The organism is Kitasatospora sp. NPDC018058, from assembly GCF_044327205.1.
GTDB lineage: Bacteria > Actinomycetota > Actinomycetes > Streptomycetales > Streptomycetaceae > Kitasatospora.
Genome location: NZ_JBIRFA010000023.1, coordinates 130,997 through 144,835, shown reverse-complemented (window position 1 = coordinate 144,835; position 13,839 = coordinate 130,997). Strand labels below are relative to the sequence as shown.

Annotated in this window: 14 protein-coding genes; 4 read left to right on the top strand and 10 right to left on the bottom strand. The window is 72.5% G+C overall.

Annotated elements, in window-relative coordinates; genetic code table 11:
• Window positions 1-169: 169 nt before the first annotated feature.
• The 3 genes from ACH4E7_RS29170 to ACH4E7_RS29160 all read right to left on the bottom strand — a co-directional run bounded on the left by ACH4E7_RS29170 (window position 170) and on the right by ACH4E7_RS29160 (window position 2,097).
• Window positions 170-973 (bottom strand): DUF3710 domain-containing protein, encoded by an 804-nt coding sequence (locus ACH4E7_RS29170; protein WP_396252041.1) that lies wholly within the window; start codon window positions 971-973, stop codon window positions 170-172.
• A 69-nt stretch (window positions 974-1,042) separates the two neighbouring features.
• Window positions 1,043-1,510, bottom strand: a complete 468-nt coding sequence (dut, locus tag ACH4E7_RS29165; RefSeq protein WP_396252040.1) for a dUTP diphosphatase — start codon at window positions 1,508-1,510, stop codon at window positions 1,043-1,045.
• Entirely contained in the window at window positions 1,507-2,097 is a 591-nt protein-coding gene (locus tag ACH4E7_RS29160) for a PaaI family thioesterase (RefSeq protein WP_396252047.1), read from the bottom strand. The genes dut and ACH4E7_RS29160 overlap by 4 nt, the downstream gene beginning before the upstream one ends.
• Before the next feature lie 136 nt (window positions 2,098-2,233).
• On the opposite strand from ACH4E7_RS29160, the gene ACH4E7_RS29155 reads away from it, so the two are divergent.
• A complete protein-coding gene (locus ACH4E7_RS29155) occupies window positions 2,234-2,683 on the top strand; it encodes a DUF3093 domain-containing protein (protein WP_396252039.1) in 450 nt (149 codons plus the stop codon).
• Between the two features lie 280 nt (window positions 2,684-2,963).
• Here the strand turns inward: ACH4E7_RS29155 and ACH4E7_RS29150 are convergent, their stop codons facing one another.
• From ACH4E7_RS29150 to ACH4E7_RS29135, 4 genes are all read right to left on the bottom strand, one after another.
• Window positions 2,964-3,263, bottom strand: coding sequence for a DUF4193 domain-containing protein (locus ACH4E7_RS29150; protein WP_189922429.1), 300 nt, complete (start codon window positions 3,261-3,263; stop codon window positions 2,964-2,966).
• Between the two features lie 484 nt (window positions 3,264-3,747).
• Window positions 3,748-4,731: an acyl-ACP desaturase gene (locus ACH4E7_RS29145; protein ID WP_396252038.1), complete on the bottom strand. Its 984-nt coding sequence runs from the start codon at window positions 4,729-4,731 to the stop codon at window positions 3,748-3,750.
• Window positions 4,732-4,970: 239 nt separating this feature from the next.
• A complete protein-coding gene (locus ACH4E7_RS29140; RefSeq protein WP_396252037.1) occupies window positions 4,971-6,278 on the bottom strand; it encodes a sensor histidine kinase in 1,308 nt (435 codons plus the stop codon).
• Between the two features lie 136 nt (window positions 6,279-6,414).
• Entirely contained in the window at window positions 6,415-7,068 is a 654-nt protein-coding gene (locus tag ACH4E7_RS29135; protein WP_030057689.1) for a response regulator transcription factor, read from the bottom strand.
• Window positions 7,069-7,510: 442 nt separating this feature from the next.
• Here ACH4E7_RS29135 and ACH4E7_RS29130 point away from each other — a divergent pair, with 442 nt between their 5' ends.
• Window positions 7,511-7,696, top strand: coding sequence for a hypothetical protein (locus ACH4E7_RS29130; RefSeq protein WP_355673001.1), 186 nt, complete (start codon window positions 7,511-7,513; stop codon window positions 7,694-7,696).
• Between the two features lie 108 nt (window positions 7,697-7,804).
• Here the strand turns inward: ACH4E7_RS29130 and ACH4E7_RS29125 are convergent, their stop codons facing one another.
• Window positions 7,805-8,623, bottom strand: coding sequence for an inositol monophosphatase family protein (locus tag ACH4E7_RS29125; RefSeq protein ID WP_355673000.1), 819 nt, complete (start codon window positions 8,621-8,623; stop codon window positions 7,805-7,807).
• Window positions 8,624-8,644: 21 nt separating this feature from the next.
• Entirely contained in the window at window positions 8,645-9,787 is a 1,143-nt protein-coding gene (locus ACH4E7_RS29120; RefSeq protein WP_396252036.1) for a ferrochelatase, read from the bottom strand.
• A 130-nt stretch (window positions 9,788-9,917) separates the two neighbouring features.
• On the opposite strand from ACH4E7_RS29120, the gene ACH4E7_RS29115 reads away from it, so the two are divergent.
• Together ACH4E7_RS29115 and ACH4E7_RS29110 are read left to right on the top strand one after the other, a co-directional pair.
• On the top strand, window positions 9,918-11,186 hold the full coding sequence (locus ACH4E7_RS29115) for an MFS transporter (RefSeq protein ID WP_396252035.1): 1,269 nt from the start codon (window positions 9,918-9,920) through the stop codon (window positions 11,184-11,186).
• Between the two features lie 122 nt (window positions 11,187-11,308).
• The gene (locus ACH4E7_RS29110) at window positions 11,309-12,631 is read left to right on the top strand and encodes a D-arabinono-1,4-lactone oxidase (protein WP_396252034.1); all 1,323 of its coding nucleotides are present in this window, start codon (window positions 11,309-11,311) and stop codon (window positions 12,629-12,631) included.
• On the opposite strand, the gene ACH4E7_RS29105 is transcribed toward ACH4E7_RS29110, so the two are convergent.
• Window positions 12,628-13,497, bottom strand: a complete 870-nt coding sequence (locus tag ACH4E7_RS29105) for a hypothetical protein (protein WP_396252033.1) — start codon at window positions 13,495-13,497, stop codon at window positions 12,628-12,630. The two genes, ACH4E7_RS29110 and ACH4E7_RS29105, sit on opposite strands and share 4 nt — an antisense overlap.
• Between the last annotated feature and the right edge of the window lie 342 nt (window positions 13,498-13,839).

Here is a 13,839-nt window from a genome sequence, read left to right as displayed (position 1 = left end):
AGTTTCATTCATCGGATTCGCTTTCCGCTTTGCCGCCCCGGTCTCCCGCGGCGACTCCGGAACTGTACGGGGGCCGACCCGCCACATGCAAATCGCCCCCGCCCGGGGGTTCCGGGCGGGGGCGATGCGACGGCGATCAGATCCGGCGGACCGGATCAACGGCCCCGGATCAACGAACCTCGGTGATCTCCGGGCCACGCGCGAACGGGTCGAGCGCGGTACCACCGAAGCGGCTCTCGCCCTCGCCGGCGGTGGCAGCAGCCCCGCCACCGTCGGCAACCATCTGGGCGTCCTCGGGAAGCTTCAGCACGATCGGGTCGCGGGGCGCCATCGGGCTCTCACCGCGCACGACGACGGTCTGGCGGAAGACCTGCTCCAGGATGCCGGCCATCTCGGGCTGCACGGCGGCCTGGCCCGAGATCACACCACGCAGGAACCAGCGCGGGCCGTCGCAGCCGACGAAGCGCACCAGCTGCACACCCTGGGTGCCGTCCGGGAGCTGCACCGGGACCTGGGCGCGGAGGTGCCAGCCGAGCGGGCCCTCCTCCTCGTCCACGATGCCGCCCTGCGAGGTGATGCCGTTGGCGATCTCCTCGCGGACCTCCCCCCAGATGCCCTCCGACTTCGGGGCCGCGAAGGCCTGGAGCTGGATGGCGCTGTTGCCGAGCACGAGGGTGGCGGCGACGATCGCGTCACCGGCGACTTCGACGCGCAGCTCCATGCCCTCGACACCGGGGACCAGCAGGCCCCCGAGGTCGACGCGGCCCTCCTCGGGGTTCTCCAGCTCGGAGTGGTCCCACGGGCCGTCCGGCCGCGGGGCCGGCGGCAGGCCGACCTTGTCGGCCGGGTCCAGCTCGGTCACGTTCTCGCTCTCGGCGGAACCTTCGACGTCATCGGCCGTCTCGTCGGCGCTGATGGCGTCGTCGGCGAGCTGCTCGACAGCGTCCTCGCTCTTCTGGCGACGACGGAACACGGTCACTGTCCTTCCCGGTCCAAGACCGATGCGAATACCTGCTCGGCTTCCTGCGAGGCCGCGGGAATGCTAGACCGCGGCGTGGCCACCGGTCGACCCGAACCCGCCCTCAGCGCGTGCCGACCCGGGCAGCTCGGCCACCTCGTGGAAGCGGGCCTTCTCGACCTGCTGGATGACCAGCTGGGCGATCCGGTCCCCTCGGCGGAAGCTGACCCCCTCGCGCGGGTCCAGATTGACGACGATCACCTTGATCTCTCCACGGTACCCGGCATCGACCGTCCCCGGGGCGTTCACGAGCGCAACTCCGCAACGAGCTGCGAGCCCGGAGCGGGGGTGGACGAAGGCCGCGTAGCCGTCCGGGAGCGCGATGGCGACGCCGGTGGGGAGCACGGCCCGCTCACCGGGGGCCAGCTCGGCGTCGACGGTGGTGCGCAGATCGGCACCGGCGTCCCCGGGCTGCGCGTACTCGGGCAGCGGCAGCTCGGGGTCGACGCGCCTGATCAGGACGTCCAGCGGCGGGCGGGGGGTCTCGCTCAAGGGTTCACCTCAAAGGCTCGTGCGCGCTTCATCAGATCCGGGTCGTCGAGGACCTTCTCGATGTCCTCGGGTCGACCGTGCGTGGTGAAGTGTTCCAGCTTCACCTGGATGAAGAGCGCCTGAGCACGCACGGCGACCGGTCCGTCCGGCCCGCCGATCCGTGCCTCGGCGGCGCTGTAGATCTTGCGGCCGTGCACGCCGGTGATCCAGGCGCGCAGGTGCAGCACCGAGTCGACGGGCACCGGGCAGAGGAAGTCGGTCTCCAGCCGGCCGGTCACCGCGGGGGCGTGCAGCAGCCAGTTGAGCGTGCCGAGGGTCTCGTCCATGGCTGTTGTCAGCACGCCGCCGTGGGCCAACCCGGGGCCGCCCTGGTGGACGTCCCGGACGGTGAACTGGGCGGTGACGTCGAGCCCCTCGCCGGCGACCGCGTCGATCCGCAGGCCGCCGGGGTGCTGCGGGCCGCAGCCGAAGCAGTGCTCGTAGTGGGAGCCGAGCCGGGTACCGGGGGCGGGCGCCTCGGGGGCGCGCGCCGGCAGGACGGCGTCCGGCGGCGGGGTGGTCGGGGTCGGGGTCGGGGTCGGCGGCAGCGTGGGCGCCGGCCGGTCGGTGGGGATGGTGGGGGGTGTCGTACCGGTCACGCCGACCCACCCTACCCAGGGGTAGCAAGGCCTCCGGTGGGGGTGGCGTCCCGCCCCTGGCGTCAGGGCGCCCACAATGGAGGGCATGTACGACGAACGCCTCACGGTGCCGCGCTCCTGGTGGCTGCTCCCGGTCGCAGTCGGCCTCACCCTCGCACTGATCCTGATCCGGGTCAGCGGCCCGGCCGCGTTGATCGGCCTGGTGGCCGGCATCGCCGTCGGCGCGGTGGCGATCAGCAGCTACGGCTCGGCCCGCATCCGCGTGGTGCAGGGCTCGCTGGTGGCCGGACCGGCCCGGATCCCGGTGGAAGCGCTGGGCGCCGCGCACGCGCTGAGCCCCGCCGAGGCCACGGCCTGGCGCGGTCCGAAGGCCGACCCCCGCGCCTTCATGCTGCTGCGCAGCTACGTCCCGACGGCGCTGCGGGTCGAGGTGGACGACCCGGCCGACCCGACGCCCTACCTCTACCTGTCGACCCGCTCGCCGATGAAGCTGGCCGACGCGCTGGAGGAGGCCCGCCGCGGCGCCCGGACGTAACGGGCGCGCCCCGGGGCGAGAAGGCCGAGAAAACCGAGAGGGACGGTTCCGCTGCTGCGGGACCGTCCCTACGACTTTGTCCTGGCCGACGCCCTATTGGCCGGTGCTGTACCGGTCGAGGCCTTGAGTGCCTGTGCGCCGCCGAACGACTCCGTCCTCCCGGGCCCGTCCCTGTGGACGGTCCGCGGACCTGCCGTCCGGCCCCGCTGCCCGGGGCCGGAAGGGGCGTTGTGCCGGTCCCGCGGGAGCCGCGGGCACCGGGCGCTGTCCGCTACGGCGCTCAGGCGCCGCAGTCCCGGCAGATCGGGTTGCCGTTCTTCTCGCTGTAGAGCTGACTGCGGTGGTGCACCAGGAAGCAGCTCATGCAGGTGAACTCGTCGGCCTGCTTCGGCAGCACCCGGACGGCGAGCTCCTCGTTCGAGAGGTCGGCACCAGGGAGCTCCATGCCCTCGGCAGCCTCGAACTCGTCGACGTCGACAGAGCTACCGCCCTTGTCGTTCCGCCGAGCCTTGAGTTCCTCGATGCTGTCCTCGTTGAGCTCGTCGTCGGTCTTGCGTGGGGTGTCGTAGTCCGTTGCCATTTTTCGCTCTCCCCCTCCGGGTTGTGCGGTGTGTGCGGTATCTCCAGCGCACGTAACGCATGGGAGGTCGGTCTTGTGCCCGACCCGAGGCGGAGATTTTGCCTTACTTCAAGCCCTGTTACTCAATCGACACTCAGCCAGGGCTCCGTTGGGGTGATCCCTCGGGGCGCGGGAGGCCTCACGCTGGGCCATCACCGACCCTCCGCACGCCCGCCGGGGCAGCGACGCTCAGTGAGCGAAGACCGTACTGGTGTCCGGCGAATCCCTTGCCCACCAGGGATGCCGACCAATCCTTCGGACCGCCCGCAGGCCGGAATCCGGTCACGGACGGCGATCGGCACCCCCAGCAGGGCGATCACTCTCCGGGGTTATCCGATGTCACGGAGCGACACGGTGTGAGCTTGATCACGTTCAGAATCTTCCGGGGCAAATTACGGAAAATCCACCCACTCCGACCTCCCGGCGAAGGGTCGCCGGCGCCCCCTTACTCGGCGGCGCGGCGGGCCGCCCGGCGCGCCAGCATGGCGGCCTGGCGCTCCTCGAACTTGCGCGCCTGCGCGTCCAGCCCGTCCAGGAACACGCCCAGCTCGTTCTGGGCCACCGTGCCCTCGGGGCCGAGGCCGCCGATCTCCATCACGCGCAGGTTGCGCAGCACCGGCTGCAGCACGTCGTCGTGGTGGATACGGAGGTTGTACACCCCGCCGAGGGCGATCTGCGCGGCGGCGCGCTCGAAGCCGGGGATGCCGTGGCCGGGCATCCGGAAGTCGATGACCACGTCGGCGATGGCGCGCATGGCCTGGTCGGGGGCGATCTCCAGGGCGGCCTTCAGCAGGTTCCGGTAGAAGACCATGTGCAGGTTCTCGTCGTTGGCGATCTTCGCCAGCAGCTGCTCGCACAGCGGGTCCCCGGCGAACTTGCCGGTGTTGCGGTGCGCGATGCGGGTGGCCAGCTCCTGGAAGGCCACGTACGCGACCGAGTGCAGCATGCTGTGCGCGTTGTCGGACTCGAAGCCCTCCGACATGTGGTTCATCCGGGCCCGCTCCAGCTCCACCGGGTCGACGGCCCGGGTGGCGAGCAGGAAGTCACGAATGGCTATCCCGTGCCGACCCTCCTCGGCGGTCCAGCGGTGCACCCAGGTGCCCCAGGCGCCCTCGCGGCCGAACATGGTCGCGATCTCGTGGTGGTAGCTGGGGAGGTTGTCCTCGGTCAGCAGGTTCACCACCAGCGACACCCGGCCGAGCGGGGTCACCTTGGACTGCTCGATGTTCCAGGCCTCGCCGCCCAGCACGCCGTCGAAGTCGCGGCCCTGGCTCCACGGGACGAACTCGTGCGGCATCCACTCCTTGGCCACGCCCAGGTGGCGGTTGAGCTCGTTCTCCACGACCTCTTCGAGGGCCAGGATCAGCCGCGTGTCGGTCCAGCCGCTCGATCCGAGCGAGGTGCTGCTCTGCACAGGGGCGATGGTCACGGTCTTGCTCCTGGGGGACGGGCACGCGCGGGGCGGGCGCGTAGGGCGGGCACACGCGGTACGGAGCCGTCGGCGGGGCACACCGGCGGACGCACTTACGGTTGCGTAGGTTACGACACCGTAAGTTGCCCGGGCCGGAAATGACAAGCCGCCCCCGTCAGGCCTTACGTCGTCTTGACAGGCCTGACGGGGGCGGCTGGAAACGGTCGCCCACGGAACGTGACGACCCCGGGGATCCGTTACGGCGCGGGAATGCGCACCCGCATGGTGAGGCCGCCGCCGGCGCGCGGGGTGGCCTCGATGGTGCCGCCGTGGGCTCGCACCACCGAGCGGACGATGGACAGGCCGAGCCCGACCCCCTTGTCGCTGCGGGTGCGGTCGGCGCCCTTGATCCGGCGGAACGGCTCGAAGATGTGCTCCAGCTCGTACCCGGGCACCATCGGGCCGGTGTTGGAGACCACCAGCTCGCCGCCGCCCGGCACCTCTGCGGTGGCCAGCTCGACCCAGCCACCGGGGGTGTTGTAGCGGACGGCGTTCTGCAGCAGGTTGAGCGCGAGCCGCTCCAACAGCACGCCGTTGCCCGCGACCACGGCCGGATCGAGCTTCGAGCGCAGCTCGACCTCGCGCTTGTCGGCCTCGCCCCGGGTCTGCTCCAGCGCCCGGGTGGCCACCTCGGACAGCTCCACCGGGCGGCGGTCGGTCAGCTCGTTCTCGCTACGGGCGAGCAGCAGCAGGCCCTCGACCAGCTGCTCGCTGCGCTCGTTGGTGGCCAGCAGGGTCTTGCCGAGCTGTTGGAGGTCGGGCGAGGCGGCCGGGTCGGAGAGCTGGACCTCCAGCAGGGTGCGGTTGATCGCCAACGGGGTGCGCAGCTCGTGCGAGGCGTTGGCGACGAAGCGGCGCTGGGAGTCGAAGGAGCGGTCCAGCCGGTCCAGCATGCCGTCGAAGGTGTCGGCGAGCTCCTTGAGCTCGTCGTCCGGCCCGTCCAGCTCGATCCGGCGGTGCAGGTCGGAGGAGGCGACGTCGCGGGCGGTGCGGGTGATCCGGCCGAGCGGGCGCAGCACCCGGCCGGCCATCGCGTAGCCGGCCGCGAAGGCGATCACGGCGAGGCAGATCAGGACGGTGAGCAGCTTGCGCAGCAGGGTGTTGAGCGCGGCGGCGGCCTGGATGGACTTGTTGTCGTTCAGCCACTGGTCCAGCGCGGACTGGCTGGTGATGGTCAAGCCGTCCGGCGTCCGTACCGAGATGCCCTGCCCGGGGAGCAACAGGTGCGGCTGGCCGACCTCCTGGAGCGCCTGCTGGACGAAGAAGTACATCACCAGCAGCAGGACCACGCCGGCCATCAGGAACATGCCGCCGTAGAGCAGGGTGAGCCGCATCCGGATGGTCGGGCGGAAGGGCAGCCAGGCGAGCAGGCCGTCGCCGGGGACGTAGGTCTCGTTCTGGTGCGGCCGGGCCGGGCGCGGCGGGTGGACGGGCTTGGGCGGCACGGCGCGCGGGCCGCCGGCGGGCGCGCCGAAGGGCCCGCCGGCCGGGGGCGGGGTGGTCATGATGGGTCCTCTCGGGGCGTCCGCCGGGGGCGGGCGCGGGGTACGGCGGGGAACCCTCGGGGGCATACCCCTCCGAGGGGATCCGCCGGGGCTGGTCCCGCTTCGATGCGGAATCCGCCGAGGCGGATTCCGGTGGTCAGATCCGGTAGCCGGAACCGGGCACGGTGACGATCACCGGCGGGTCGCCGAGCTTGCGGCGCAGCGTCATCACGGTGACGCGCACGACGTTGGTGAATGGGTCGGTGTGCTCGTCCCAGGCCTTCTCCAGCAGCTGCTCGGCGGAGACCACGGCGCCGCCGGCCCGCATCAGCACCTCCAGGACGGCGAATTCCTTGGGGGCGAGCTGGACGGTGCGTCCGTCGCGGATCACCTCGCGCCGGCCAGGGTCGAGCGAGATGCCGGCCCGCTCCAGCACCGGGGGCAGCGGGATGGTCGCGCGGCGGCCCAGCGCCCGGACCCGGGCGACGAGTTCGCTGAAGGCGAACGGCTTCGGAAGGTAGTCGTCCGCGCCGATCTCCAGGCCCTCGACCCGGTCGCTGATGTCGCCGGAGGCGGTCAGCATGATCACCCGGGTGGCCAGGCCCTGCTCGACCACCTTGCGGCACACGTCGTCGCCGTGCACCAGCGGGAGGTCGCGGTCCAGGACGACCACGTCGTAGTCGTTGACCGCGATGCGCTGGAGCGCGGCCTCCCCGTCGTACACCACGTCCACGGCCATCGCCTCGCGGCGCAGGCCGGTCGCGACGGCCTCGGCAAGCAGCTGCTCGTCCTCGACGACGAGAACCCGCACGGTCGTTGTCCCTTCTCCAGGCCGGCCCCGGAAGCGGACGCGCGGCTCCGACGGTGCCTCCATCCTGCCTGGTCCTGCGGTAAAGCAGCGATAAGCTGCCGCTCAGGCACGGAACGGGGCCCCACGCCGGTGACCGTTCGTACCGGGACCGCTCCGCTTGGACTGTGACACGGGCAACTTTCTTCCGGCGGGAGGTTTCCCCGGCTTCCGGGCGGGGAGTAGAGCTGCACACCCGCGATCTGGCTGTTGGCCGATCGCACCCACCCGCCGTGCGTTCATCCGCGCCGGCCCTGGGGCTGGGACGTCACCGGGAGCGGCCGAAGGCCGTCTCCGCGCCCGACCGGAGATCCACCACCTGCCGGCCCGGACGCTTTCGCTGGCATGACCTCCTCGGGGCGGAGAACGTACGACCGTGCACGTCCGACACAGTAAGGGGGCCCGTATGGACGCCTTCAAGGCCGGAATCCTGCAGCGCATAGCCAACGCCGAGCAGGACCTGCACCGTGCGATCGAGGCCGGGGACGAGTTCCTCGCCGAGGTGGAGCAGTCCGAGCTGGACGACCTGCGTCGTCTGGCCGCCGAGCACGGTGTGGACACCGTGCTCGGGCGCCACCGCACCGCCGCCTGACCCGACGCCGGTCTTCCGGCACCTGCGGCCCTGCGGGGGCCGTGCGAAACCCCAAGGCCCTGGCATCCCCCGTATGCCAGGGCTCTTCGCATGTCCGGGGGCGCCCGGTCAGTCCGCCCAGGCGCGCAGCGCGGCCAGGCGCTCCTGCAGCGGCTCGTACACGCCCGGGGCGGCGGCCACGGTCAGCTCACCGTCCGGGCCGTGCCCGGGGCGGCCGCCGACCAGGGCGCCGGCCTCGGTGGCGATCAGGCAGCCGGCCGCGCGGTCCCAGGGGGCGAGGCCGCGCTCGTAGTAGCCGTCCAGCCGCCCGGCGGCCACGTCGCACAGGTCCACCGCGGCCGCCCCGCCCCGGCGGATGTCCCGCACCTCGGGCATCAGGGCGAGCAGCACCTCGGCCTGGCGCACCCGCACCGACTGGACGTAGTTGAAGCCGGTGCCGATCAGCGCCTGGCCCCAGGGCGGGGCTGGGCGGGCGGAGACCGGCCGGCCGTCGAGGCGGGCGCCGCGGCCGAGGACGGCGTGGAACAGCTCGCCGCGCGCCGGGGCGTGAACCACCCCGACGACGGCGCGGCCGTCCACCTCGGCGGCCACGCTGACCGCCCAGGAGGGCAGTCCGTAGAGGTAGTTGACCGTGCCGTCGAGCGGGTCGACGACCCAGCGCACCCCGCTGGTGCCGGGGCGCTCGGCGCCCTCCTCGCCGAGGTAGCCGTCTTCGGGGCGGCGGTCGGCGATGAGCTCCAGGAGGAGCTTCTCGGAGGCGAGGTCCATCTCGGTCACCACGTCGACCGGGCTGCTCTTGGTGCCGGCCACGCCGAGGTCGGCGGGGCGGCCGTCGCGCAGCAGGGCGCCGGCCTGCCGGGCCGCGTCCAGGGCGACGTCCAGCAGGTCGTCGAGGAGCCGGTCGTCGGGCAGGGCGGGGGTGGACACGGGATTCTCCTCCGGAAGGGGTCAGCGCTCGGCGGCGGCCGGGCGGGGGGCGCGGGGGTTGGGGCAGCAGGCCACGGCGCACACGTCGTGGCTGGGGCCGAGCGTGCCCAGGGCCCGGCGGGTCACGTTCCCGCCGCGCTCGACGGCGGCCCGTTCCAGGACCAGTTCGCGCACGGCGGCGGTGAACCGCGGGTCGGCGCCGACGGTGGCGGCGCGGGCCACCGGCAGGCCGAGTTCGGCGGCCTTGGCGACGGCCTCGGTGTCGAGGTCGTACTTGACCTCCATGTGATCGGAGACGAAGCCGATCGGGACCATCACCACGGCCGGCGCGCCGTCGGCGTGCTGGGCCTCCAGGTGGTCGCAGATGTCGGGTTCCAGCCACGGGATGTGCGGGGCGCCGCTGCGGCTCTGGAACACCAGCCGCCACGGCCGGTCGGCCACGCCGGTGCGCTCGGCGACGGCCGCGGTGATCAGCCGGGCCACGTCCAGGTGCTGGGCGACGTACGCGCCGCCGGGGGTGCCGCGGGCCGGGTCGTCCGGGGCGCCGGAGGTCTCGGCCATCGCGTCCGGGATGGAGTGGGTGGTGAACGCCAGCCGGGCGCCGGGGCGGACGGCCTCGGGCAGTTGTTCCAGGGCGGCCAGGGTGGCGTCGATCATCGGCTCGACGAAGCCGGGGTGGTTGTAGAAGTGCCGCAGCTTGTCGACGGTCAGCGCCGGCCCTCCCTCCTCGGCGAGGGCGGCGAGCGCGTCGGCCAGGTTCTCCCGGTACTGGCGACAGCCCGAGTAGCCGGCGTAGGCGCTGGTGGCGAGGACGGCGATCCGGCGGTGGCCGTCGGCGGCCAGCTCCCGCAGGGTGTCCACCAGGTAGGGCGCCCAGTTCCGGTTGCCCCAGTACACCGGCAGGTCCAGCCCGTGCTCGGCGAAGTCCTTCCGCAGGGCGGCGAGCAGTTCGCGGTTCTGCTCGTTGATCGGGCTGACCCCGTCGAACATGAAGTAGTGCTTGCCCACCTCCTTCAGGCGTTCCTTGGGGATGCCGCGGCCGCGGGTGACGTTCTCCAGGAAGGGGACGACCTCCTCGGGGGCCTCGGGCCCGCCGAAGGAGAGCAGCAGCAGGGCGTCGTACGGGGCGGCGCCGGAGGGGGAGGGTTTGCGCGCGTCGGACATGGCACCGATCCTGCCACTGAGGGGCCGGGGCTCGGCGCCGGGGCCGCGCGGGTGTCCGGAAAATACCGTTTGCCAACGCACGTAATCTGTGTTGGCCAGCCTTGTTCCTTACCCCCTGTCCGGAGCTCCCGTGCTGTCCAGCTACCGCCGAATATTCGCCTCCCCCGGCACCGTGGCCTTCTCCTCGTCCGGGTTCATAGCCCGCCTGCCGATCTCCATGGCCGGCATCGGCATCGTGACCATGCTCTCCCAGCTGACCGGGTCGTACGGACTGGCGGGCGCGGTCCAGGCGACGACGGCGACCGCCGCCGGGGCCCTCGGCCCGGCGGTCTCCTGGCTGGTCGACCGACACGGACAGCGCCGTGTCGCCCTCCCGGCCACCGCGCTGACCGTCGCCGCGGCGGCCGGACTGCTGCTCAGCGCCCATTTCCACGCACCGTCCTGGACGCTCTTCCTCTTCGCCGTCGGCCTGGGCGTGATGCCCAGCGCCGGCGCCATGGTCCGCGCCCGCTGGGCCCACCTCTACCGCGACGACGCCGCCAAGCTGCACACGGCGTACTCCTTCGAGGCCGTCGTCGACGAGGTCTGCTTCATCGTCGGCCCGATCGTCGCCATCGGCCTGGCCACCAACCTCTTCCCCGAGTCCGGCCTGCTGGTCGCCGTCATCGCGCTCGCCGTCGGCATCGCCCTGTTCACCACCCAGCGCGACACCGAGCCGCCCGTCCACCCGGCCACCGCCCGCACCGGCGGGAGCGCCATCCTCAACGGCGGCCTGGTCGTCCTGGTGCTCACCTTCATCGCCACCGGCGCGATCTTCGGCTCGGTCGAGATCGTCACCGTCGCCTTCGCCGACGCCCAGGGCCACAAGGGGCTCTCCAGCGTCGTCCTCGCCGTGTGGGCGGTCGGCTCGGGCCTGGCCGGCATCGTCTACGGGGCGCTCAGGCTCAAGAGCCCGCTGTCCACCCGCTTCTTCGTCGGCGTGGTGATGATGGCGCTCAGCATGGTCCCGATCCTGCTCGTCGCCTCCACCATGCACGGCATCGGCGCCCTGGTGGCGGCCGGCGCCGCCCTGTTGATCGCCGGCCTGGCCATCTCCCCCACCCTGATCTCCGCGATGGCCCTGGTCGAACGGCTCGTCCCGGCCGCCCAGCTCACCGAGGGCATGGCCTGGACCACCACCGGGCTCGCCCTCGGCGTCGCCTTCGGATCCTCCGCCGGCGGCTGGGTGGTCGACGCCTCCGGCGCCGCCTCGGGCTACTGGGTGCCGCTCGCCGCCGGCCTGCTCGGAGTGCTCGCCGCTCTCGCAGGACTCGGCCGCCTGCGTGCCGGACTCGCCGCCGAACAACCGTCCGAGGTGGCCGCCGAAGGGGTCGGACGACCCGTAGACGTCGAACGGTGAACTGACTAATCTCGCCCTACCCGTGGCCCTACCCACGGGTAGGGCCTGTCTCCTGGGAGTCGCCGGGCCAGGCCGCCCCGGACCGCGCCGACCCGTTCGGCCACGGAGCAGGAGGCAACAGCATGCCCCAGGCCAGTACCGCGACCCGCACCCGGTGGACCAACTGGGCCGGGAACCAGAGCGCCCTCCCCGCCCGGACCGCCACCCCCGGCACCGCGGAGGAACTGGCCAAGGAGATCCTGCGCGCCGCCGACCAGGGCCGCACCGTCAAGGCCGTCGGCTCAGGCCACTCCTTCACCGCCATCGCCTCGGCCGGCGACGGCCTGCTGATCCGCCCGCACGCGCTCACCGCCGTCCGCGAGATCGACCGCACGGCCGGCACCGTCACCGTCGAGTCCGGCCTCCCGCTGAACCGCCTCAACCGGATCCTCGCCGCCGAGGGCCTCTCCCTCACCAACATGGGCGACATCGAGGTCCAGACCGTCGCCGGCGCCACCAGTACCGGCACCCACGGCACCGGCCGCGACTCCGGCTCACTCGCCGCCCAGATCCGTGCCCTGGAGATCGTCCTCGCCGACGGCACCCTCAAGCGCTGCTCCCCCACCGAGAACCCCCGGCTCTTCCAGGGCGCCCGGCTCGGCCTCGGCGCCCTCGGCGTGATCACCGCGCTCACCTTCGGCGTCGAACCGGCCTTCCTGCTGAGCGCGCACGAGCAGCCGATGGACTTCGACGAGGTGCTGGAACGCCTCGACGACCTCACCGCCATCAACGAGCACTTCGAGTTCTACTGGTTCCCGCACACCGACCGCTGCTCCACCAAGCGCAACAACCGCAGCCAGGGCCCGGCCGCCCCGCTGCCCCGGTTCAAGGAGTGGCTGGAGGACGACTTCCTCTCCAACACCGTCTGGGAGGGCGCCTGCCGGGTCGGCCGCCGCTTCCCCCGCTCCATCCCCTCGATCGCCGCGCTCGCCAGCCGCGCCTGGTCCGACCGCAGCTACACCGACACCGCGTTCAGGGTGTTCACCAGCCCGCGCAAGGTCCGCTTCGTGGAGATGGAGTACGCCGTCCCGCGCGCGGCCGTCGCCGAGGTGCTGCGCGAACTGAAGGCCCTGGTCGAACGCTCCGACTGGAAGGTCAGCTTCCCGGTCGAGGTCCGTTTCGCCCCCGCCGACGACCTCTGGCTCTCCACCGCCTCCGGCCGGGACAGCGCCTACATCGCCGTCCACCTCTACCGGGGCACCGCCGACCAGGGCTACTTCACCGGCGTCGAAGCCCTGATGACCGCCCATCAGGGCCGCCCGCACTGGGGCAAGCTGCACACCCGCGACGCCGAGTACCTCGCCGGCGTCTACCCCCGCTTCGGCGACTTCACCGCGCTGCGCGACGAGGTCGACCCGCAGCGCGTCTTCGGCAACGACTACCTGCGCCGGGTGCTGGGCGCCTAGGGCGCGGGGGCCTCGGCGGGCGGCGGGGCCACCGTCGCGTTCGCCGGGGCGCTGCTCGGCACCGGCGACTGCGGCGTGGCCTCGCCGGCGGGCTTCCCGCCACCGCCCGCCGACGGGGAGGAACCGGCCGACGGGCTCGCGCTCGGACCCGTCGAGGGCGAGGCGCTCTCACCGTGCTCGCCGCTGCCGCCGCTCGGGGTGGCGCTCGGCTCCCGGCTCGGCCGGGTCGTCGCCGGGGCCGAGGCACCGCCGGACGGCGGGTCCTGCGAGCCGCGCCCGCCGCCACCGGGGGACGGCCGCTGCGACGGGGCGTCCTGCGGCGTCGAGTCCTTCGGCGCCACCGCGCCGCCGAAGGACGTCCCGTTGCCGGACTCGCCCTTCACCGTCGCCGACACGGGTTGCCCGGTGGCCAGCTCGAAGGCCACGATCGGCGTCATCGCCAGCAGGAACACCAGCCCGGACACCGCCGCGTAGGTCTTCCAGGTCCACCGCCGGCGCGCCCGCACCACCCGCGGCTCGTTCCACTCCGAAGTGATCACCGGCGGTCCGGCCGGCGGCTCCGCCGCCCGCTCCGCCTCCACCGGCACCTGGCGCAGCGAGTTCGCGGCCTGGTTCGGCCCCCGGTCCACCGCCTCGCGCAGCTGCTCGCCGGTCCGCCTGAAGACGTGCTGGAACACCGCACCGCCGGTGGTGGCTCCGACACTCACCACCGCCGCGCCCATGATCGTGCCGTAGACCCCGAGTTCGGAGGCGAGCAGTGCGCCCACCACCGCGGCCAGCGCGCTCGCCACGACCTGAGCCACACTCAGATCGATCCGCCTGCGCTCTCTCTTGCCGCCCTCCTCGGCGGGGCTCCGCTCCGACATCGACATCCCTCGGTCCGTACGACTGCTCTTCGAACAAGTCACTCCATCTTGCCTAAAGAAGGACACAAGGGACGAAAATGCGGTTCTCCGCTCCCGGATTGTGTGAAGATGATCACCGTTCACCCGGCGGTGGTCCGCCATTGGGGGGGTGCGCTCTTGAGATTCCCGTGAATCGCGGGAGACTTGAGCGGCGAGCCGCCCCTTCGGATGCCACGAATGGAGTACTGTTCGTAAAGCCCGAGCCTTGGGTCGACTTGTCGACTGTGCCTACACCGGCAGCTTGACGAAGAGCCACGGAACGGGCACGCACGGCGACGCCGGTCCCGGATCGTCGCGATCTCT